General features: G+C 36.4%; 19 protein-coding genes and 5 pseudogenes. 6 read left to right on the top strand and 18 right to left on the bottom strand.

The features are described 5' to 3' along the window. Nucleotides 1-123: 123 nt before the first annotated feature. The gene (locus tag AC1MGI_RS14060; RefSeq protein ID WP_480345788.1) at nt 124-678 is read right to left on the bottom strand and encodes a lysozyme family protein; all 555 of its coding nucleotides are present in this window, start codon (nt 676-678) and stop codon (nt 124-126) included. Between the two features lie 96 nt (nt 679-774). On the opposite strand from AC1MGI_RS14060, the gene AC1MGI_RS14055 reads away from it, so the two are divergent. Further along, a complete protein-coding gene (locus AC1MGI_RS14055) occupies nt 775-1,905 on the top strand; it encodes an NADH-dependent flavin oxidoreductase (protein WP_480345787.1) in 1,131 nt (376 codons plus the stop codon). Between the two features lie 191 nt (nt 1,906-2,096). On the opposite strand, the gene AC1MGI_RS14050 is transcribed toward AC1MGI_RS14055, so the two are convergent. From AC1MGI_RS14050 to AC1MGI_RS13990, 13 genes and pseudogenes are all read right to left on the bottom strand, one after another. Continuing rightward, nucleotides 2,097-2,546, bottom strand: a complete 450-nt coding sequence (locus AC1MGI_RS14050; protein ID WP_480345786.1) for a DinB family protein — start codon at nt 2,544-2,546, stop codon at nt 2,097-2,099. Nucleotides 2,547-2,770: 224 nt separating this feature from the next. Then, nucleotides 2,771-3,091, bottom strand: a complete 321-nt coding sequence (locus tag AC1MGI_RS14045) for a 2Fe-2S iron-sulfur cluster-binding protein (RefSeq protein ID WP_480345785.1) — start codon at nt 3,089-3,091, stop codon at nt 2,771-2,773. A gap of 38 nt (nt 3,092-3,129) precedes the next feature. After that, complete coding sequence (locus AC1MGI_RS14040; RefSeq protein WP_480345784.1) at nt 3,130-4,209, bottom strand: maleylacetate reductase; 1,080 nt, start codon at nt 4,207-4,209, stop codon at nt 3,130-3,132. Between the two features lie 177 nt (nt 4,210-4,386). Continuing rightward, the gene (locus AC1MGI_RS14035; protein ID WP_480349793.1) at nt 4,387-4,986 is read right to left on the bottom strand and encodes a nitroreductase family protein; all 600 of its coding nucleotides are present in this window, start codon (nt 4,984-4,986) and stop codon (nt 4,387-4,389) included. A gap of 414 nt (nt 4,987-5,400) precedes the next feature. Beyond that, on the bottom strand, nt 5,401-5,673 hold the full coding sequence (locus AC1MGI_RS14030) for a hypothetical protein (protein WP_480345783.1): 273 nt from the start codon (nt 5,671-5,673) through the stop codon (nt 5,401-5,403). Nucleotide 5,674: 1 nt separating this feature from the next. Then, nucleotides 5,675-6,385: a pirin family protein gene (locus tag AC1MGI_RS14025; RefSeq protein ID WP_480345782.1), complete on the bottom strand. Its 711-nt coding sequence runs from the start codon at nt 6,383-6,385 to the stop codon at nt 5,675-5,677. Nucleotides 6,386-6,498: 113 nt separating this feature from the next. Next, nucleotides 6,499-7,107, bottom strand: a complete 609-nt coding sequence (locus AC1MGI_RS14020) for an alpha/beta hydrolase (RefSeq protein WP_480345781.1) — start codon at nt 7,105-7,107, stop codon at nt 6,499-6,501. Next, complete coding sequence (locus tag AC1MGI_RS14015; protein WP_480345780.1) at nt 7,104-8,048, bottom strand: ring-cleaving dioxygenase; 945 nt, start codon at nt 8,046-8,048, stop codon at nt 7,104-7,106. Before AC1MGI_RS14015 ends, AC1MGI_RS14020 begins: the two co-directional genes overlap by 4 nt. A 45-nt stretch (nt 8,049-8,093) precedes the next feature. Then, the gene (locus AC1MGI_RS14010; RefSeq protein ID WP_480345779.1) at nt 8,094-9,032 is read right to left on the bottom strand and encodes a ring-cleaving dioxygenase; all 939 of its coding nucleotides are present in this window, start codon (nt 9,030-9,032) and stop codon (nt 8,094-8,096) included. A gap of 35 nt (nt 9,033-9,067) precedes the next feature. After that, nucleotides 9,068-9,687, bottom strand: a pseudogene (locus AC1MGI_RS14005) (nitroreductase family protein). Between the two features lie 45 nt (nt 9,688-9,732). Then, a pseudogene (locus AC1MGI_RS14000) lies at nt 9,733-10,033 on the bottom strand (DoxX family protein). A 101-nt stretch (nt 10,034-10,134) separates the two neighbouring features. Continuing rightward, nucleotides 10,135-10,563, bottom strand: a complete 429-nt coding sequence (locus tag AC1MGI_RS13995; protein ID WP_480345778.1) for a MarR family winged helix-turn-helix transcriptional regulator — start codon at nt 10,561-10,563, stop codon at nt 10,135-10,137. A 79-nt stretch (nt 10,564-10,642) separates the two neighbouring features. After that, nucleotides 10,643-10,882, bottom strand: a complete 240-nt coding sequence (locus AC1MGI_RS13990) for a hypothetical protein (RefSeq protein ID WP_480345777.1) — start codon at nt 10,880-10,882, stop codon at nt 10,643-10,645. A 331-nt stretch (nt 10,883-11,213) separates the two neighbouring features. Between AC1MGI_RS13990 and AC1MGI_RS13985 the strand changes: the two are divergent. Continuing rightward, a pseudogene (locus AC1MGI_RS13985) lies at nt 11,214-11,588 on the top strand (oxidoreductase); the annotation flags it as partial. Between the two features lie 818 nt (nt 11,589-12,406). Here the strand turns inward: AC1MGI_RS13985 and AC1MGI_RS13980 are convergent. After that, entirely contained in the window at nt 12,407-13,855 is a 1,449-nt protein-coding gene (locus AC1MGI_RS13980; RefSeq protein ID WP_480345776.1) for a GMC oxidoreductase, read from the bottom strand. A gap of 608 nt (nt 13,856-14,463) precedes the next feature. On the opposite strand from AC1MGI_RS13980, the pseudogene AC1MGI_RS13975 reads away from it, so the two are divergent. Continuing rightward, nucleotides 14,464-14,709 (top strand): annotated as a pseudogene (locus AC1MGI_RS13975) (isochorismatase family protein); the annotation flags it as partial. A gap of 415 nt (nt 14,710-15,124) precedes the next feature. On the opposite strand, the pseudogene AC1MGI_RS13970 reads toward AC1MGI_RS13975, so the two are convergent. Further along, nucleotides 15,125-15,328: pseudogene (locus AC1MGI_RS13970) on the bottom strand (IS3 family transposase); the annotation flags it as partial. Further along, nucleotides 15,325-15,513, bottom strand: a complete 189-nt coding sequence (locus tag AC1MGI_RS13965; protein WP_480345775.1) for a helix-turn-helix domain-containing protein — start codon at nt 15,511-15,513, stop codon at nt 15,325-15,327. The gene AC1MGI_RS13965 and the pseudogene AC1MGI_RS13970, both read right to left, overlap by 4 nt. 301 nt (nt 15,514-15,814) lie before the next feature. Between AC1MGI_RS13965 and dhaK the strand changes: the two genes are divergently transcribed. The 3 genes from dhaK to AC1MGI_RS13950 all read left to right on the top strand — a co-directional run bounded on the left by dhaK (nt 15,815) and on the right by AC1MGI_RS13950 (nt 19,922). Then, on the top strand, nt 15,815-17,572 hold the full coding sequence (gene dhaK, locus AC1MGI_RS13960; protein ID WP_480345774.1) for a dihydroxyacetone kinase subunit DhaK: 1,758 nt from the start codon (nt 15,815-15,817) through the stop codon (nt 17,570-17,572). Nucleotides 17,573-18,235: 663 nt separating this feature from the next. Then, nucleotides 18,236-19,371, top strand: a protein-coding gene (locus tag AC1MGI_RS13955; RefSeq protein WP_480345773.1) for an IS3 family transposase whose coding sequence is annotated in 2 segments (ribosomal slippage) — nt 18,236-18,461 and nt 18,461-19,371 — 1,137 coding nt in all. Because the reading frame shifts where the segments join, the coding sequence is not laid out codon by codon here. 377 nt (nt 19,372-19,748) lie between these two features. After that, nucleotides 19,749-19,922 carry a hypothetical protein gene (locus AC1MGI_RS13950; RefSeq protein ID WP_480345772.1) on the top strand — a complete coding sequence of 58 codons (174 nt, stop codon included), beginning with the start codon at nt 19,749-19,751 and terminating at the stop codon, nt 19,920-19,922. A 133-nt stretch (nt 19,923-20,055) separates the two neighbouring features. Here the strand turns inward: AC1MGI_RS13950 and AC1MGI_RS13945 are convergent, their stop codons facing one another. Further along, nucleotides 20,056-20,208, bottom strand: a complete 153-nt coding sequence (locus AC1MGI_RS13945) for a hypothetical protein (RefSeq protein WP_480349899.1) — start codon at nt 20,206-20,208, stop codon at nt 20,056-20,058. Nucleotides 20,209-20,932 lie beyond the last annotated feature (724 nt).

The following is a 20,932-nucleotide window of genomic DNA, read 5'->3' as shown; positions in this document are numbered from 1 at the left end:
TTCGTCTGTAAATCGCATGTCGGAGTATCAGTGGAAGCCCTTCAAGGCGTTACCCTATCGTTTGACTCCTAGAAAAATTAGTTCTACTAATTCGAAAAGATAATTAGTGCCTAACCTTTTCAGTTAGGAACGTGTCGCACCATAATTTGTATCGCCGTAACGGCTCCATCCCTTCTTAGCGGCCATCATACTACTAAACTGGGTAGCTATTTCTTTGGAATAGCCTCCACGTTCTAAAGCGTACCCAATAAACCCATTTCCAAAGTTATAGCTTTGCAAGGCTAGATTCATATCACCTTTAGCCTGTTTCATCACTTCCGCAAAATATTTCACGCCAATTTGAATAGAGTATTCAGGGTCAGTAATAGCCCCAGGTGGAAGCCCGATTGATTCGGAAGACTGCATAACATCTAAGTGCCTTCTACCTGATTCTTGTTGAATCAGAGCCATAATAAGCCCGACGTATTCTCCGATACCATTTTCCTCCGCATACTTCCGGATTAACAGCTCGTATCGCAAAACTTCAGGTGACACTTGGGCAGTTCCTCCAGCTCCTTCACCAGACATTCCCGATTCAAACTGGTTCTCACCACCCAAACTAATTGAAACAAACAAAGCAAATCCGATCCGTACATAAGCATTCGCTGTACTGCATTTTTTTGTTCTCTCTTTTCTCATGAATAATTTACTTAATAATACTTAAGCATATTTAATGTATCTTTTATATTGTAAAAGTATAATAAAGACGTTACTAATATACGGAGGTCAAGAATTATGAATTCAAAATATGAAACACTATTCCAACCAATTACCTTGCGAAGTGGAATTCAATTAGATAATCGTATCATTATGGCACCGATGACCAATTTTTCTTCAAATCAAGACGGTACGGTCTCAGATGAGGAAATAGCGTATTATAGTCGCCGTTCAAATGGAGTCGGAATGGTTGTAACAGCTTGTGCGTATGTCACACTTAACGGAAAAGGATTTCAAGGTGAATTTGGAAGCGATCGTGATGACTTGATTCCAAGTTTACGCAGACTAGCTTCTACTATTAAAGAACAAGGAGCAAAAGCAGTCCTGCAAATTTTTCATGGTGGCCGGATGTGTCCGCCAGATTTAGTTCCAGATGGAGAAATTGTAAGCGCTAGTGCTGTTCCTGCAGAACAAGGCGTAGTATCAGATCAAGTTCCTCGTGCTTTAACTGAGTCAGAAACCCAATCAATAATTCGCGATTTTGGTGAGTCTACCCGAAGAGCAATCGAAGCTGGATTTGACGGGGTTGAAATACATGGAGCTAATGGATATTTAATTCAGCAGTTCTTTTCACCACATTCCAACCGACGTGAAGATCAATACGGTGGCAGTTTTGAAAACAGATTAACATTTCCAATTGCTGTTGTAGATGAAGTGAAAAAGGTAGTTGCTGAACATGCGAAAGAACCATTCCTCGTTGGATATAGATTCTCACCAGAGGAACCTGAAACACCAGGAATTACAATGGCAGATACTCTTGCATTAGTGGATGTTTTGGCTAGTAAAGAGCTTGATTACCTTCATGTCTCCTTAGGGGAGTTCTGGTCATCTCCACGACGGGGTGTTGAAGATTCCCGTTCTCGCCTTGAAATTATTCAGGAGAGAGTTGGAGAAAGAGTTCCTGTAATTGGTGTAGGATCAATCTACACAGCAGAAGATGCTTTAAAAGCTATCCAAAGTGGTGTTTCAATGATTGCAATTGGTCGAGGACTCATCATCGACCCTGATTGGGTTGAGAAAGTTAAGCAAGGAAGAGAGTCTGAAATTGAGACAAAACTAAAGAAAGATGCTCAATCTCGTCTTATCGTGCCAGATCCTCTTTGGCAGGTGATTGTGAACACACCTGGATGGTTTCCAATTGAAGATTAAAGAGAGATTAAAACAAGGAATGGTTTTTAACTATTTCTTGTTTTTTTACATTTCATATTCAACTACCCCTTTAGTCCTCCATGAAGCCACGCTTCACCATAGAAAATGCAAGAGAATTACGTTCTTACATGGTAGTGAAACATAGATGTATTTCATAAACTAGGTATTGAAAATGGCTAACTCAAATACATCTATCTCAAAAAAGTAATAAAATCAATATTAACTGGTTCAATATCATCTGCTCGAAGTCGTGAGTTAATCTGTCCATGATGATATTGACCATGCAATGCTACATGAGTTAAAATATCCCGTACGGAATTCTTAAACTCTGTTCCTTTATTATTTGTGTAGAAAATTAATTTATCTAGGTCAGCATTTACTAAATTAGTAAGAAACGTTGTGAAGCTCTCTTCATTTTTCATAACAAGTTCTGCACAGACTTCAATATCGACATCTAACCAGATGGGCAGTCGTGAACTGTCCAATCCTTGTAATCTATTTATCCATATTCTTTCGCCAAATAGTATATGGGAAAATAAACGATTCACCTCTTGATTTTCATCTTTAATACTTTGCAATGTTTCAAGAATACATTGATTAGCCCAATTTAAATGGTCATACATCTTTTTGATAGTTTTCAATGAGATTCACACCACCAATGATTAAATTTTCCAATCGGATTTTACCTTTAATAAATCAATTTCCCTCCCACTTGACCCCGTTCTTTCAACAAATAAAATAAATTATATTAGATAAATTGAAATGAAACCTTTTTATCAAGGACTCTGCTGGATAATAATTCTAACCTGCAAACAATCTTCTGTTTTCTTCCAGGATATTTTTGTCTCTTCAATCAAAAATATTTTTAATCAACTGGTCTCGGACCGACATCTATACTAGAACTTTCTTTAGTCATAATCGGACGTATTGTCACGTCACCATTCACACGAATTTGACAGGATAATCGCAAATGATCTTCTATTCCTTTTTCCAAGAATGCATTTTTTTCTATATTTGTTAACTCACAAAACTCACCTGCTAATACTTCTACTCTACAGGTAGTACATCTTGCTTTTCCTCCACAAAGATGGAGGATATTTACACCGTTATCTTCTAGTGCCAATACTAATTTTCCCCCTGTTTTCACTTCAAATGTTCCATAACCTAAAACAGTTACGTATGGCATTTTAAAACCTCCCTAAACTTAATAGCCATTGTTTTTGACTAAATCTCGATTCCTTTTTCAGGTCGTTCACCTTTAAAAGCATACTCAAGTAATTGTCGAATCGACTGTTGATCAATAGGACGAGGATTATAATAAGCATTCTTTGTAGCTAGTTCTGCTGCCTGATCTAAATCTGTCTCCTTCATTCCAATTTCAGCTAATGATGTCGGAGCACCTAAGGAAGTATTCAGATCAAAAAGAGCTTCAGATACGACATCCTTTTCCGTTCCAAGTGACCTTGCTATTGCTTGAACCGCGTCCGGTGCATAAGCAGCATTGTACCAGAGTGCATAGGGTAAAATGACAGAGTGGGTGTCTGCATGCGGGAGGTTATAGCTCCCCCCCAATACATGACATAGCTTATGGTGCAGTGCCATACCTACAGACCCTAAGACCATACCGGCTAACCAACACCCGTAAAGCGCCTTGGAGCGGGCCTCTATATCATACTGGTCAACTAAAATGGACGGTAGACTTGAATGAAGTGCACGTATTCCCTCTTCAGCAAGATGTGAAATAATCGGATTGGTGTTTTCTGCATACAGTCCTTCCACACAATGAGCCATTGCATTCAATCCGCTTGTTACCGAAACTCGGACGGGCAAATTAACAGAAAGTTCAGGATCATAAATGACTGACTTTGGCTTAACGACTACATCTTTCCCTGTTTTCTTTATTCCATTTTCCGTAATTCCCCAAATTGGCGTCATTTCTGATCCTGCGTATGTAGTAGGAATAGCTACAATTGGAAGAGACGTGTTTAAAGCTATGGCTTTGGCTAAACCGATGGAGGATCCCCCTCCAACTGGAACAAGACTGTCTATATTCAGCTCACTTACCAATTTCACTGATTGTTCAACAGTTTCCATTGGCACATGCTGAACTGCATTTGCATGAATACCCGTACATAAGTCTCCGAGTAAGCTCGAAATTTTAATAGCAAGCTCTTCTTGTCCTGGTGTAGAGATAACAAGTGCTCGTTTGACACCGATCTTTTTCAGTTCGGATTCCACTTTTCTTATTTCCCCCGACCCTAAGATGACCCTAGTAGCTTGAGCCTCATAAATAAAATTTTTCATATTAGCTCCTCCTTCATTTCTTTCACTCTCAAAACTCTAAAAGACGCTTTCTACAATCTATGTATTTAGCTGTTACGGACAAATTTATACCTTTTTCCTATTATTAAAGCCTATTGTAAAAAAACCAGTTCCGATATAGAAACTGGTTTAGTAGATCTCTCTTTATAAAGCTATAGATTACTTGTAGAATTTCACACGATCTTCAAGCGGTTGGAATTCTTTTTCACCTGGTGTAGCTGTTGGATTACCAAATGGCATTTGTGCAATTAATTTCCAATTCTCAGGTATATTCCATTCCTTTTTCACTTCATCATCAATTAGCGGATTATAGTGTTGTAAAGATGCACCTAGTCCCTCTGCTTCTAATGCTGTCCATACAACTAATTGGTGCATACCTGATGCTTGGTTTGACCAAATTGGGAAGTTATCAGCATAAGGAGCAAATTGTTCTTGAAGTGATTTCACTACCGCTTCATCTTCAAAGAATAATATAGTTCCATATCCTGCTTTAAAGGAATCCATTTTTTGTTGAGTTCCTGAAAAGTCTCCATCACCGACCACTTTTCTTAATGTTTCAGTTGTAATATCCCATAATTTATTATGTGCTTCGCCTGATAATACAACTAGACGTGCAGTTTGAGAATTGAAAGCTGAAGGCGTATATTTCACAGCAAATTCAACAATTTCTTTAATTCTTTCATCAGATACTTGTACATCTTTATTGATTCCGTAAATTGAACGTCTTTCTTTAAGTGCAGTGTATAAATCTGTTTTCAAAGCATTTGTCATAACATGTATTCCTCCATTTTATAATCTCGAATCAATATATCTTTAACTAATATATATTTAATTCAATGTAATTTTAAATCAGAAAAAACATATTGTCAATTAACTTGTCCTTAGCAAAATAATTGTTTCATCTTTCCCTAGATCTGATGCCAGATCTGTAGTAAGAGTTAACTTACTGGTAATAAAATACCCTTATTTCCTAATAATAATGCTTTATTATCTTAATTATTAATTTGTACTTTGATCGCTACCAAATACTTATAGAAAGGACTTTAAATTGAAAGTCGGTGGTGTAATGAGTATCCAAATTTATTTTTAACATAAAAACTAATACTATCCACTGAAAATAAAATATTATAAACCTTCTTGCTATCTGAATAACTGATCCTTCAATTACTTCATTTAAACCGGATATACGGATTTATGGTCTGTGGAAATAATAATCTGATTCTTAGCCTTGTTAAAAACAACATTAGCATCTGAAGAGTAATACCACGTCTTTTGGTTTTCCTCTACATCAAAGATATTTAATTCCTCTTTAAATTTCAAAATCTCTTTTGCTTGTATCTCTGGGATAGAAATAGAAATGATCCATTTATCTTCTTGAGGCTGAATGTTATAATCATCTGTTTGATAAAAAAGACGGCTTCCAATTGCATGACGAATCAATAACATTTCATTCACCACCTGCTAAATCAATAAATAAAATGAATGAGTCTTTATTTGATTTCATTGTAAGTTCTTGTTCATTAGAAATACGTGCACTGTCTTTTTGGCTAACAACAAATTCCTGATTTAAAACAAGTTCACCTTCGATAACAAAGACATACATCTTTCTGCCTTGATCTTGTTTGAAGGAAAGCTCTTGTCCAGTGTCTAACCTCGATAAGTATAAGGTAACATCACTATGAATTTTTGCCGTTCCTTCGGTTGGATTTGAAGAAAGAATTGGTAATAACTCATTATGCATTTCATCTATATTAATTGTAATATCCTGATAAGAAGGATTTAATTGTTTTTGATCAGGGAAAAACCATAACTGTAAAAAGCTTGCTTCCTCTTCTGTTGAAGAATTCATTTCAGAATGCAACAAACCAGTACCTGCACTCATTAACTGAACATTTCCAAATCTAAGAATTCCACTACTCCCCAAACTGTCCTCATGCTTTAGTTGACCTTTTAATACAATCGAAACAATTTCCATTTCCCTGTGGGGATGAATGCCAAATCCCCTTCCAGGTTGGATCGTATCATCATTAAAAACACGAAGGGGACCGAATTGGATATTCGATTCATCATAATACTCACCAAATGAAAAACTTAAGTTGCTCTCCAACCACTCATTCTTAACAGAGAATCGAGATGTTGCTGGGATAATTTGAATCATTACTTTCACTCCTATGCGATTCTTGTATTTAATCTATTTCAAATTTCATTACTGCTCCAAATACTATGAATATTACCTACTGAACCTAAAAGAGAATTTATAATAGACTAAGATTAATAGACATTACGATACCAGAGTGCCGCAGCCTCAACTTCATTAGTGGTCAATTGATGACCTCTATTTTCCCAATGAAGTTCAACGTTTGCATTCGCCTTTTCCAATAAGGATTGGAGTAAAGTAGATTCCATCGGTGAACAAATCGGATCATTTGTCCCAGCTGCAATAAACACGGACTTCCCTGATAAATCAGGAAGCTCAATCCCTTTTCTCGGTACCATCGGGTGATGGAGAATCGCGCCCTTTAATGCGTTTTGATAATGAAATAATAAACTGGCAGCTATATTGGCTCCATTTGAGTAGCCGATCGCAATCATATTGCCTCTGTCAAATTCATATTTTTCAGCTGCTTCATCAAGAAACTGATTTAATTCTTTTGTACGGAAAATGAGATCTTCTTCATCAAATATTCCTTCTGCTAATCGTCGAAAGAAACGTGGCATGCCATTTTCAAGGACATTTCCCCGTACACTTAATATCGAAGCCTCATCGTCGATTCTTCCTGCAAGTGGCAACAAATCTAATTCATTTCCCCCGGTTCCATGAAGCAATAATAAAGTTGGTTTTGCTGGATCTTTCCCTTTTTGAAAAATATGTTTCATCATTTATCCCCTTCCAAAACTCTAACCTCAATCGGAGGTAAGATCTCTTCTAATTCTTCTCGTTTTGATTCGAACCATGAAGGCAACATGAGTTTTTGTCCAAGTTGATTCATCGGTTCATCAACAGTAAAACCTGGAGGATCCGTCGCGATTTCAAAAAGAATGCCGCCTCCATCATGAAAATAAACAGCTTTAAAGTAATTTCTATCTCGAATCTCTGTTGGAGAATACTCCTTACTTTGAAGAAGTTTTCTCCATCTTTGAAGATCTTCTTCATCCTTTGCCCGCCATGCTATATGGTGAATAGTTCCTGCCCCCATCAAACCACGAAATGAAGGAGTTAGCTTAATATCAATTGTATTTCCAAGCTGCGCTTCCGATTTGAACCGAAGGAAGCTATCCTCTTGCCCAATGCATTCAAATCCCAATACATTTTCTAGCACATCTGCGGTTTTATTAGACTGTGTTGAAATTAATGTAGCACCACCGAACCCTTTAATCGCAACGTCAGATTGAATTTCTCCAAAGCCCCAATGATTGATTGGCCCATCCTTTCGTTCGACTAGTTCTAGTTCGATACCGTCTGGGTCTTGGAATTTCAAATATCTTTCTCCAAAACGTACTGATTGAAAGAACTTTACTTTAAATTTATTCAAGTGATTCTCCCAAAATGGAATCGAATCATTCGGGATGATAAAACTAATTACTCCAACTTGTCCTGTACCGACGCGGCCTTTTAACTGTTTAGTCCATGGAAAGAATGTAATGACAGTTCCTGGTTGACCAGTATCATTTCCAAAATAAAGATGATATACTTCTGGACGATCAAAATTGATTGTTTTTTTAATAAGTCTTAACCCAAGCACGCCTGCATAGAAATCAATATTTCTTTGGGCATCGTTAACCATTGCGGTTATATGGTGAATACCTGCTGTTTTCTGCATTCTTTATCCTCCATTTCACCAATGAGATTTTGTACCTTTTGTAAGTTAATCTAATTCTCTAACTTCAAACGGAAGAACCAATCGTTCAATTTGATCTCGTTGTGATTCATATTGATCTGGTAACATCAATTTTCCTCCCATTGTCTCTTGAGATTCATCATGAGCGAACCCTGGTGGATCAGTCGCGATTTCAAAAAGAATTTCCCCATGCTCTCTAAAGTAAATCGCATTAAAATAGTTTCGATCCTGAACAGGTGTGACACCATAACCATAACCTTCGATATACTTTTTCCAATCTAGTTGGTCTTGATCATCCTGAGCTCTCCACGCAATATGGTGTACGGTTCCTACACCCATTCGCCCACCGCCGGTTGTTATTACTTTTAAATCAATGATATTTCCTATATCACTAGAGGAACGGAAGCGAATAAAATCTCCTTCCTTACCAACTTGCTCAAGCCCCATGACTTTTTCTAAAAGTTCCGCTGTTTTTTCTGGTTGTTTTGACAATAAGGTTGCTCCACCAAAGCCTTTTATTGCGACATCAGATGTAACATCGCCAAAATGCCAAGTGTTTGTTTCGCCTTCTTCTCTTTCAACAATTTCCAAATGAAGTCCATGAGGATCATCGAATTCCAAATACAGCTCTCCAAAGCGTTCGTTTTTTGTAAAAGGAACATTGAACTTTTCTAATCTTTTTTCCCAAAATCCCATAGCTCCTTTAGGAACAACATATGAAGTGACCCCTACTTGACCATCACCGATTCTTCCTTGGTATGCATCAGCCCAAGGGAAAAATGTAATAATCGTTCCTGGTTTTCCTCCTTCATTTCCGAAATAAAGGTGATAAGTACCGGGGTCATCAAAATTTACCGTTTTTTTCACTAAACGTAATCCTAAAACACCCGCATAAAAATCTACATTCTCCTGTGGATGACCGACGATTGCCGTGATATGATGAATTCCCATTGTTTTTTTACTCATTTGTTTTTCACTCCGATTTAATTAATATTTTATTCCTAAATGTAAGTGACAAATTCGCTAACTGGTTTGCGATATCCACGAGGTTTTCTACTTTCAACCTTTTCTTTTCCTATTGTAATCATCATCACTACTTCGTATTGCTCATCTATGTTCAAAATCTGTTTGACCGCTTCAGAATCAAAGCCAATCATAGGACAGGTATCCCACCCCTTCTCCTTGGCAGCCATCATGAACATCATCGCAGATAACGAAGCATTTCTTATAGCCTCATCACGTTGAAAGTCTAACCCTTTGGATTCATAGAAGGAAACCGTGTCATGAACCATCAAATCATATTCCTGTTTATTCACAACCCCTAGCATCTTCAAGCCTTCGTAAATGTCAGGAGCCTGCCAAAAGGCATTTTTATCACCTAAAACTAGAATAACCGCAGAAGCACTGGATACTTTATATTGCCCATTTGCAGCCTTCTTTAATTTTTCTTTATTATTGGGTCAATAACTGTTAGATAATTTGTATGTTGAAGATTAAACGCAGAAGGCCCAAGTTTAACCAACTCAAAAATTTCATTAAATTCTTCTTTCGTAATCATGTGATTTGGAAGAAAATTGCTTGCAGACCACCTCTCTTTTACTAACTGTATAAAGTCAGTCATAACAACACATCCTGTTCCTATCAGTAATCTCAAACTCGAGATATATTAGAATAAAAAAACATCCAAGGCATATTGACCTGGTCCGCTTAATGCACTACCAATAGCTACAGCTATCAAAATTAAATTATATTCATCCCCCTTTTGTGTTGCCCATAATCCATTTGGATCATGCACCTTTGCAATAGCCTCTTTTGTACCTGCAATCATAATACCAGCAAGCGGTGTAAGCAGTCCTATAGCAAAAAGAAATGCTCCAATAAATTCTGTAAGACCTGCAAGTAGAGCCATTGTCATACCAGGTCTTAAAGCAAAATAGCTTCTGTGCACTGTAACCTGTGAATAACATACCAATTACCAATCTAATTAATAATAAACCAATATTGATTGTTTCCTTTTTTCTCCTAGATTTGTTTTTTTATCTCGAAATCAAGATTTCAGTTTAAAAAATTATGATTCTAGTCTTTTACTTACTTTTTTCAAAAGTTTCACCATTGTATGTGACTCATCATCCGTTAAATCTTCAAACATGCCATGAATCAATTCTCGATGTTTAGGCATGACTTTCTCCATAAAGTTCATTCCATTTTCCGTTAAAACCACATGTATGACACGACGATCATCAGGACAGTCAATTCGTTTTATGAAGCCCTTCTGTTCTAATTTGTCTATAACATAAGTCATAGACCCACTAGAAATGAGTATGCTTTTACCAATCTGCTGAATCGTTTGCTTCTCCTTAAAATAAAGCACTTCTAATACAGAGAACTCCGTAATATTGATCTTATGATTCAACATTTCTATTTTAATGCAATCCTGAATGACTTTGGATGTTTGCATTAATTCCAGATAAGCCTGGTTTGTACATTCCCCTTCCATTTAAATACCTCCTGACAAATGAAATCATATTTTATATCTTGAATTAAATTATCTTGAATATGAGATAATTCTAATACTTTTATTCTCTTCTGTCAATAACCTTAGGAATTTTTGCACTAATCTTTTTTGTTATAAGTATCATTGAATTAGTTGGTGGAATTCTTATATTTTTTGGGATTGGTACCAGAATAATCGCAGGCGCTTTTTCCTTAATTATGTTTAGATCAATGGTGAGTGTAAACATTAAAAGCGGCTTTACTGGGGGATTTGAATTTACATTGGCTTTGTTTGCTATGTCACTATATCTAGTTTTAAGCAATAATCAATTCCTTGCAGTAATCAACTTCTTTATGAACAAAAAATAAGAATCTAAAAATCTATTTTTCTCCAATTCAATTCAATTCAATACTTTGACTCATTTTATCTCACCCATTCACTTGTTGCTTGATTGCCAAGTCGTAAGAAAGCCCTTTCAATAATGAAAATAAATATAAATCTTTCATCTATTAATCGATAAAAATTTTGAATTTTATTATCTCTATTTCGAGATAAAATATTAAAAAATGATTCTATACTCTTATTAGAGCTTTCATTTTTAGCTCAAATAAGAGTATACTTTTTAACTAAATTATTTTGATAAGCGTTGAAGTAAAGAGCTTGATTACCTTCATGTTTCCTTAATGGAGTTCTAGTCAACTTCAAGACGTGATGTTGAAGATTCCCGTTCTCGCCTGGAAATTATTCAGGAGAGAGTTTGGGAAAGCGTACCAGTGATTGGTGTAGGCTCAATCTACACAGCAGACGATGCTTTAAAAGCTATTCAAAGTGGTGTTTCAATGATCGCAATCGGACGAGGGCTCATTATTGACCCTACTGACCCTGATTGGGCTGAAAAAGTTAAGCAGGGAAAAGAGTCTGAAATTGAAATAAAGTTAAAGAAAGACGCTCAATCTCCTCTTGTCGTGCCAGATCCTCTTTGGCAAGTAATTGTCAACACACCTGGATGGTTTCCAATTGAAGATTAAAAGGAGATTAAAACAAGGAATGGTTTTTAATCATTTCTTGTTTTTTTACATTTCATATTAAACAAATGAATAGTCATTTATTTTTTCTTATTAATACAGATAGGTAAGAATTTGAAGTTATCGCTTCCTATTGCCCCTGTTCACACCATACATAAAACTTTCATCTCATACGGCATTCCAACTAATCCGATTCATTCAATTTCTATGTATATTAATGATGCGTAGTTATATTTCCAAGTCAGATTGTTGCATTATTGCACTGTTTTCGGAGCACATGATGACAATCTTCACCATAGAAAATGTAAGAAAATATCGTTCTTACATGGTAGTTTAATACAATCCTTTACAAACACTCATGCTAATTTTATTATAAATATCCAATTTTTTTTAAGATTTTTATCGGAATGGCCCTTTACTGGAACTATTTATTGACATGTAACGTCTAATTCTTCAATTTTGTTTTTTTTCCATAGTAGCCCCTCCTTCTTCGAATTGTTTCTGTACCCCTTTTAGTTACCATAATCGTAACTTTAGGAAGTTAGCAAAAGAGCCAAAGTCAGTATTAGCAAGGGTTTGAATGGTTGTGAACGGCTTCAAGATCGTGTTTATTTTGAATAAAGTCTTGTAGGGATCCAGTCCCGGAAATACAGATAATGATTTAACAACGATGAGACTTTTAAGACAGGTCATATGAGACACTGATACTCCTTATTTGTCGCAAAATTGATTACGTCTCAATAGATTAATCCTATTGAGACAGGTTTTTTGCCTTAATGTTGTAAATACGCATAATCCTGATACTACTCCAATTTAAACACTTACATTGACTCATGGACAATGTAATCAGCCAGTCTTATAGCCAACGCACTATTAGAAAGTACTGGACCAGCTGCAGTTAAGGAAGGAAGTACACTGTTATCTGCGACAAATAATCCTTGAACGCCATGTATTTGACCGTGACGGTTTGTAGCCGAGGTATTTGGATCATCTCCCATTCTACAGGTAGAAGCCTCATGCATGTCAGCACCTGGAGGACGAAGAACTAAAGAAGACTCATCTAGAGTTACTCCCATGGCTTTTGCAGATCGTCTAATTCCATCTTCCACTTGCTTAGCAGTTTGCTTATCCCTATCATTCCAGGAATACTGAACTTGCTGCCAAGGTACACCGAATTCATCCCTATCATTAGGATCAACATACACCCTATTTTCTCGTCTAGGCTGTACTCTGCCAAAAGTTGCGTATACAATCATGAGCTGATCTTTTAATGCCCTGTCTTCAAATTGCTGGTATGACCAATACTGATCTGGCCCTAGTATCTGAATGTGATATGGATCCTCATCGGTTTCAAACTTTAATATTGAAACATTGCCAATTTTATCTGAAAATTGACTTCGGCTAATAGTTCCAATTCCAATCATCGACACATGCCCTGTCAAGTAATGACCAATTGATGGCCCTGGTATTCCTGAATTAAGAAGCAACCGCGGAGTCTCTAAGGTGCTAGCGGAAACTACCACATTTTTTGCGCGTATTGTGTGCGACTTCTTATTGGCATCATATACTTGTACGCTTTGGATCCTATTATTGGGAGCATTCACCTTATACACGTATGCATTCACGGCAAGATCATATGGTTTATCAAAAAGAGCTGCCGCTAAAGCATTAATGGAACTATACCAGGGATTTGAGTGGACTTCACCTTGCCGTGAAGGTGTCATATCAAAAGCCAAAGGCATATCATCGGCTTCTAAAATCCCTCCGGCATGTAGTCGCTTTAAAAGAATATTTTGCATTGACGAACCTTTCGCATAATCCCTTGTTACATGCAATAATTTTTCTGCCATTCCATAGTAAACGTCTAACGCTCTCCGATTAATTGGCCATTTGTTTAATTCGGAACGAATCGGTCTTGGAGTTGCTGCATTCCAGAATAATGACCTGCCTCCCAGTGCATAAACCATTGTTGCTCCTGAAAATTGCGGTAACCGCTGGCCTAAAGGGGTTGAATTATTTGGAACCAAATTATCCCTTGATGTATTCACATTCTGAGTTGGGATATTTTGTGCATGGGAATGAAATAATTTATCTCCTTTTTCTAGAATTCCAATCTTCTTAGCTCCTTGATTTTTCCACAATTCACAAAGTCTTTGTAAGACTGCCCCTCCACCAGGACCAGAACCCACAATTAGGACGTCATAATTATTCCCTGACATTTCTTCAAGTGTTTTTGTAGGAATCCAATTATTCTGATATTTTACCACCATTTAAAGCCACCCGCTTTCTGACTGTTTTTTCAGTTAAATATATTAAGGACAGTAAATTTTTATGTAAGAAGATAAAAATAACTATAACCTCTCTTGTTAAATAGGTTTAGATTAATTCATTTTGAGATTGTATATAAAAGCATTTTTATTATTTAAATCGAGTAGGAAGAAGGACTAACTCCCGACCTCTCACACCACCGTACGTACCGTTCGGAATACATTTTGCTTTGAAATAAATATTGATCAAAAACACCTTACAAGCCCATATTTTACGAAAAAAAGAGAATCCCTTTTGAAAAATGATTGATCAAAATAGATTCTTATCTAGTAGATTTAAATTTTTTTATATAAAAGTTTGATCATTTCAGTGATGCTTATGCATAAAGCGACTGATTGCGGAATATCACTTTAAATACCTCATTGAAGAAAGAAACCCCATAAACTCAATAAGGATTGAGTTTATTTAAACAGATTCTAATGTTTTTCTTCTGACCATAATTCCAATTGCTCTATGGAGGCTGTTTTAAATACCTTCCCTTTTCTATCAAAGGCCATAACCAATCGGAGCTTTTCTATACCAAGTTCTTCTTTATAATCAACTGCCGATTTTTGTCAAGTTGATCGATACGACTGGCAAGAAACAACTTATCATCGCAGGCGTGGTTACAGATGTCTGCGTCGCTTTCCCAGCACTTTCCGCTGTGAAGGCAGGTTATGAAGTATTTGCTGTCACTGATGCTTCTGGAGCCTTTAACAAACAGGTTGCGAACGCAGCGTTAATGCGCATGGTTCATGCTGGAGTACAACACGTGAACTGGTTTAGCGTTGCAAACGAATTGCAACGCGATTGGCGCATCAAGTGCACTTTTTAATGCTCATGTTATAGGAGAGTACCAGCGAAGCCGTCACCACCCGCAATAAGGAAATGTCAATATTACAATAAGGTATATAATTTTAATACTTCAAAAAGCGCATACCCCCCATCCTGTTTTAGATGGGGGGTAAATTGTTGTTAAATATTTTATAAAGTCGTTTAAAAATCTAATTTTTTCCACAATCACACCTTTGGTTGAATAATATACACATTCTAACAAACTGATGACTTACAACATTCATTAGTTCAAAATTTCAACTTGACTGACGGACAATCTGGTCTGCTAATCATATAGTCAACGCAGTGTTAGAAAGATCTGGGCCAGCTGCTGTTGAAGTGACCCCAAAAAGTTAGACAGATTAATTTTATTAAGCAGCTTGTTGAGCAAGAGTTCTCTATTGTATCAGGCTCTTGCCTTTTAATTTTGCCTTTATACGTTTGTTATTATAATAATCCATGTATTTCTCCAGTTCTTGTTTAAAGTGATCAATGCTTTCAAATTCGTTTAGATAAAGAAATTTAGACTTCATAATTCCAAAGAAATTCTCAATCACGGCGTTGTCATAACAGTTTCCTTTACGTGACATACTCTGTGTTATTCCAAATAATTTGTATAGGATCTTTTAAACAGACCTTCTTCACCATATTGTTGATAGTGCTTTACCCAGTTCATAACTACACTTTCAGATATACCAATTGACCTCCCAATTGAAACATCACTTTCTACACCCTCCAAATACCGTGTAACTGCCAATAGTTTTTCATCCAACGTATATTTAGCCATAGAAAAACAACTCCAATTGTTAGAGTGTGTCCAACAATTGGGAGGCAGTTCAAGGATCAAGCAATTTTTGCTTTATTTATTACAAAATTCTTCTTTCACTCCCCTTTCGTAATATAATGTCAGCCCGTAAAAGTTTCTGGTTAACCTAATAATACGAAGGGACAAGTAAGATGAAGAAGGGATGCTAAAAACATTGGCGAAATAATATGTGATACCTTTTTAAAGTAGGTGCCTCCACACTACTCTATGAATCAATAAACTAATAAGTTTCTAAGATTGTAAAATAAAGGGGGAATAACAAGTGAAAAAAATTATTAATAAACCTGAAAATCTTGTCATGGAGATGTGTAATGGGATGGTCATGGCTCATCCAGAACTCGAGTTCTTAAAAAAGTATAAAGTAATTAAGAAAAAAGAATTGAATGAAAATAAGGTAACTCTAATTAGCGGTGGTGGTAGTGGCCATGAACCGGCACATGCCGGGTTTGTCGGAAAAGGAATGCTAGATGCCGCAGTATGCGGAGATGTGTTTGCTTCTCCCTCACAGATACAGGTATATCAGGCAATTAAAGCAACCGCCAGCAAACAAGGTACTCTACTGATCATTAAGAATTACAGTGGGGATATAATGAACTTTAAAAATGGAGCCTACTTAGCTACCGAGGATGGCATTCAAGTAGAATATGTCAGAGTAGATGATGATATTGCTGTAGAAAATAGTCTCTACACAGTAGGACGACGTGGTGTTGCAGGCGTTGTATTGGTACATAAAATAGCCGGAGCAGCAGCAGAAGAAGGTAGAGATCTGATGCAGGTCAAAGCCGTAACGGAAAAAGCAGCGACAAATGTTCGAACCATTGGTCTAGCACTAACCTCCTGTACGGTTCCCGCTAATGGATCGCCCACTTTCAATTTAAATGAGGATGAGATGGAATATGGTGTCGGCATTCATGGAGAGCCAGGCATAAAACGGGAAAAAGTTGCGACCGCAGACGAATTGGCCTTACGCATGACAACTGACCTTCTGAAGGATTTAGGATTAGATGATGATGTTCCTGCAGAAATTGCTATCCTAATAAACGGCTTTGGTGGTACACCATTGCAAGAGCTCTATCTTTTTAACAATGCGGTTACTCGGGAGTTGAACAGCAGAAATATACGAATTTATCGCACATTTGTCGGTAATTACATGACTAGTATTGATATGGCCGGAATTTCCCTGACAGTGATGAAACTGGATGATGAGTTGAAAACATTGCTATCTAGAGAATGTCATACACCTGCGTTTAGAGTAGATGGACCCATTGAGAGTGTAGAATACGTTGACATTGGGGATCCCGTAGAAAAGAAGCCTGTTTTTTTCGAGACAGAAACAGCGAAAGAACACGCTATTATTAAGGATAAGGTAATCACATTGGATAATATCATCTATCTTGTAGATAAAATGAGTGAAGTCATTATCAAGAACGAAGTGCCATTCTGCGAATTGGATACTTATGCAGGCGATGGTGATTTTGGGATGAGCATCTCCAAAGGTTTCAAGCAATTAAAACGAGAATGGAGCTCGATTTTGGATCAAGAATGTTTACAAATAGGGAACTTTCTAGATGCATGTTCTATGATTATTATGGAACATTGTGGAGGTGCTTCTGGTCCAATTTGGGGCGCGGCTTTCCGAGCTGCAGGTAAGGCTACGGAAGGGAAAATGGAATTAACAGTTGGAGATTTCGCTGAAATGTTGCACGCTTCAGTCAAGGGAATACAATTCATTGGCGAGCAGTCTTTCGGAAGAGGAGCAGAGGTAGGCGATAAAACCCTTGTGGATGCCCTTGTGCCTTGTGCAAATTCTTGGTCAGAAAGCGTAGCAAATGGCGTGGACTTTAAGACTGCTTTTGAAAAAGGGGCAACGGCGGCTGTTGAAGGAGCCGAATATACAAAGGAAATCGTAGCTCGAATGGGCCGTGCTGGTACGGTTGGCGAAAGAAGCCTGGGTTATCCTGATGCTGGAGCCTTTGCTCTAGGTCTTATTTTTACGGAACTTTCTCGCAGTCTAAGATAGTACTAGATTCTATTTACTCTCGCAAATCATTCAGTAAGTTTTGCTGATTGGTCTTCGTGTATTGGTTAGTATTAACATGTTATGTAGGACACCTCTTTTTTATGGTAAGCGCGTCTCTCAATAAAACCATGCACTGAGGTGTCTTTTTATCTTATCGCTGTTTTAAGCCCTTTTTCCGAGGTGTTGGGACTACATATTAAAGAATTTCATATAAAAGGTAAGGAAGAATGATGAGATTCTATATCAATCCAATAGCTAAAAAAGAATAAAGCAAGATGGTTATTATATAATCCCCTTTTAAAACATTGTATCTCTTGATATAAAGTTCAACTAACAATCAGTGAGGGGATTCTTCATCCCCCACTGATTGTTAGTTGAACTAATCGGGCCTTTACGGGCAGTTATCCCCCACCTGTGTAGAAATAATAAAGATGATAAAACAATAAAATAGTTGTTTAAAAAGTATAATAAAGTCGTTTAATAATTGTACTGTGATGTAGTCACACTTAAAAATATTGTAAAACTTGTATATTATGAAAATGCTTGATTATTGTATATTTTTCTACAACGAGAGGTTGTGCATATATTGAATGTAGTATAGATGTATGGACACAACTTGGTTAAGTTATTAATATTGAACTAACGAGAGGACGTGTCCGAACTATGAGTCAAAAACGCTATAATCAAGAATTTAAACAAACAGTAGTTGAGCTTTATCGCTCAGGTACACCAGTCAGTCAACTATCTAGCGAATATGGTATTTCTGAAGTGACAATTTATAAATGGATTAAGCAACACTCGCCAATTGAAGGTACACAAGAATTAACTGTGACAGAAGTAGATGCCATCCAAAAGGAAAATCTCCGATTAAAACAGGAGCTTGAAATCCTAAAAAAGGCTATGACCATATTCGCGAGAAAATAGATAACGAAGAATTGATCGACTATATTACAAGTGAAAGCGAACACCATCCAGTGCAGCTGATGTGTCGTGTTTTAAAGATGCCTAAAAGTACGTATTATCAATCTTTTCATAAGCAACCGAATAGCTATCATGTCGCCAATGAACAGCTACTTGAACGAATTCGTGTCATTCACCATGAAAGTAAGGGGCGATATGGTGCACCCAAGATCTTTGAGACACTCAAGCAAGAAGACTACACGGGCACGATTAATCGAATTCAACGCATCATGAAAAGAGCAGGCATTCAATCAAACACTACAAAAAAATACCGTCCTACACCGACACAGAAACCAGTAGAAGAACGAGAAAACGTACTGGAACAAGATTTTACAACAACGAATATTAATGAAAAATGGGTGGCCGATATTACGTACATTCATACAATTCGTCATGGTTGGTGCTATCTAGCATCTGTACTAGATTTACATACGAAAAAAGTGGTAGGTCATAAATTCTCTCGTCAGATGACAACAGAAATTGTACTGGAAGCTTTAGAGAATGCCGTACAAGATCAAAGCCCTGGGCCAGGACTCATTGTACACACGGATTTAGGTACCCAATATACAAGTGAAGCGTTCCAAGAACGCCTAAAGAAATACAAAATGATACCGTCATTTAGTCGAAAGGGATGCCCTTACGACAATGCTTGTATTGAATCATTTCACGCAACACTAAAAAAAGAAGAAGTATATCAAACGCATTATGATAGCTTTGAGACTGCGAGAATCGCCCTCTTTACATACATAGAAGGTTGGTATAATCGCAAACGAATTCATGGCAGCATCGGTTATGTAACACCAGATTCATTCGAAAAAACATGCCGAGCAACTGCATAAATAAGGGGATTCAAAAGTATTCCCCTTTCACATTTTTCATGTGCAAAATCTATGATTGGTTGTTGTACAGATCAAAAAACTTAACTTTTTTGTGTCCAAAATCTTGACGTAGATCCATATGTTTAAATCAGAATTGACTAACAGGGTTATTCGTATTATCTTTATTTATTTTATTTAACTTAAATAAAATTATAAAATTCAAGAAACAGAAAGCCAATTAACCAATTATTGATTGGCTTTTTTTATGCACAGATTACGTCTTCTCTGTTTTATTCGAACTGCGACCCTAAACAGTTAATTAGTTGCTTACTAAAAGTAGGTTATGATTCAGAAAAAATAAGTTAAAATTAACAGAACTATTAAAGGAAGTGTATTAAATGGATAAGAAACAAAAAGTTCTTCTCATCACAATTTTAATAATCGGTTTTCCAGTAGCGTTTCTTGCGCCAGAAAGCAGATACGTTTTTCTATTATTACCTCTATATGTTGTTATTTCTTTTGGTTTTGAAATTTATGATTGGGTAAAAGAAAAGCGAAAAAATATATACTGATTCACTCTTGTGTTTATTTCACAGTTTGTGTCTTATATTCAATACTTTTAAACGACTTTATTTTTAATGTAGTTCGATTTCATAGCGTAATAATGCAGTTTCAAGTGTGTAAATTTAAACAATTTTATTGTTACTACACACCACCTAGGTTTTCTCGTTTCGGCTCATAACCTTGAGGTAGGGGTTTATCTGGCGGAAAAGCTCCATCCGCAATGCCATTTTCAATATACTCAGCAATTTGTTTATAAATCGGTTTTTTAGCTTTTCTGTCAATATTCCAGTCCATTTATTTACATCCCTTTTTAAATATTGTAACCAAAGTTTCTTTACTTTTTTCTTTGATACAAATAATTGACCTACTGAGTCATCACGATCAATAGGTTATTTGCGGTTAATTTTCACTAAAAAGCAAAAATAATACACATACCAAGTACAATGAAAGATAAAAGAATAACCATAGCATATATGAATGTTATGGTTGTATTATTTTTTTAGTATAGTCACTATAATTTCGATCACTCACTGCTAATACTGTCCCAACCAGAGCTAGTATACAAGTAATTACGACAAAAGCAATCATTATATTCATAAGCCACCTCTTTACTGTATTTTTATAAAAAGTCTATCAAAGATGTCCTTATATAATATTTCGTTAAAATAATCACTATAATATAAATAGTAACGCTTGTACCCATCCATTATCCAACTAATTTCACAATCCACTTATTGTATTTCACCATTTCTCTTCATCTCTAACTCCTATTAAAAACCCTTATATCAAGGTGTGATAGAGGTCCAATTTACACAAATATTTATTATGCATTGGTGATAGCTCTTGTAACTTTTTTGGAACATTACTTTGTATGATATGGGGTTATGTATAATTTAATTGGATGTCAGTAGCTCGGTATTACCATGTATTCTTACGGACATGCCTTGCAATCTATAAAGCAACAAGCCTCTTAAAAATTGCATGAACTATACAAATGTAATCCATCATAATTTGTTGA

The organism is Peribacillus sp. BM1 (genome assembly GCF_056679975.1).
The sequence above is the reverse complement of the archived record's forward strand: the minus strand, read 5'-3'. Positions and strand labels throughout refer to the sequence as shown.

Bases quoted from the DNA above. Each gene is read 5' to 3' on its own strand.
- AC1MGI_RS14055 (WP_480345787.1), top strand. From the start codon at position 775: ATGAATTCAAAATATGAAACACTATTCCAACCAATTACCTTGCGAAGT.
- AC1MGI_RS14025 (WP_480345782.1), bottom strand. From the start codon at position 6,385: ATGATTCAAATTATCCCAGCAACATCTCGATTCTCTGTTAAGAATGAG.
- AC1MGI_RS13965 (WP_480345775.1), bottom strand. From the start codon at position 15,513: ATGGCTAAATATACGTTGGATGAAAAACTATTGGCAGTTACACGGTAT.
- AC1MGI_RS13980 (WP_480345776.1), bottom strand. From the start codon at position 13,855: ATGGTGGTAAAATATCAGAATAATTGGATTCCTACAAAAACACTTGAA.
- AC1MGI_RS14060 (WP_480345788.1), bottom strand. From the start codon at position 678: ATGAGAAAAGAGAGAACAAAAAAATGCAGTACAGCGAATGCTTATGTA.
- AC1MGI_RS13950 (WP_480345772.1), top strand. From the start codon at position 19,749: ATGGATAAGAAACAAAAAGTTCTTCTCATCACAATTTTAATAATCGGT.
- AC1MGI_RS13995 (WP_480345778.1), bottom strand. From the start codon at position 10,563: ATGGAAGGGGAATGTACAAACCAGGCTTATCTGGAATTAATGCAAACA.
- AC1MGI_RS14020 (WP_480345781.1), bottom strand. From the start codon at position 7,107: ATGATGAAACATATTTTTCAAAAAGGGAAAGATCCAGCAAAACCAACT.
- AC1MGI_RS13945 (WP_480349899.1), bottom strand. From the start codon at position 20,208: ATGGACTGGAATATTGACAGAAAAGCTAAAAAACCGATTTATAAACAA.
- AC1MGI_RS14040 (WP_480345784.1), bottom strand. From the start codon at position 4,209: ATGAAAAATTTTATTTATGAGGCTCAAGCTACTAGGGTCATCTTAGGG.
- AC1MGI_RS14045 (WP_480345785.1), bottom strand. From the start codon at position 3,091: ATGCCATACGTAACTGTTTTAGGTTATGGAACATTTGAAGTGAAAACA.
- AC1MGI_RS14030 (WP_480345783.1), bottom strand. From the start codon at position 5,673: ATGTTATTGATTCGTCATGCAATTGGAAGCCGTCTTTTTTATCAAACA.
- AC1MGI_RS14015 (WP_480345780.1), bottom strand. From the start codon at position 8,048: ATGCAGAAAACAGCAGGTATTCACCATATAACCGCAATGGTTAACGAT.
- AC1MGI_RS14010 (WP_480345779.1), bottom strand. From the start codon at position 9,032: ATGAGTAAAAAAACAATGGGAATTCATCATATCACGGCAATCGTCGGT.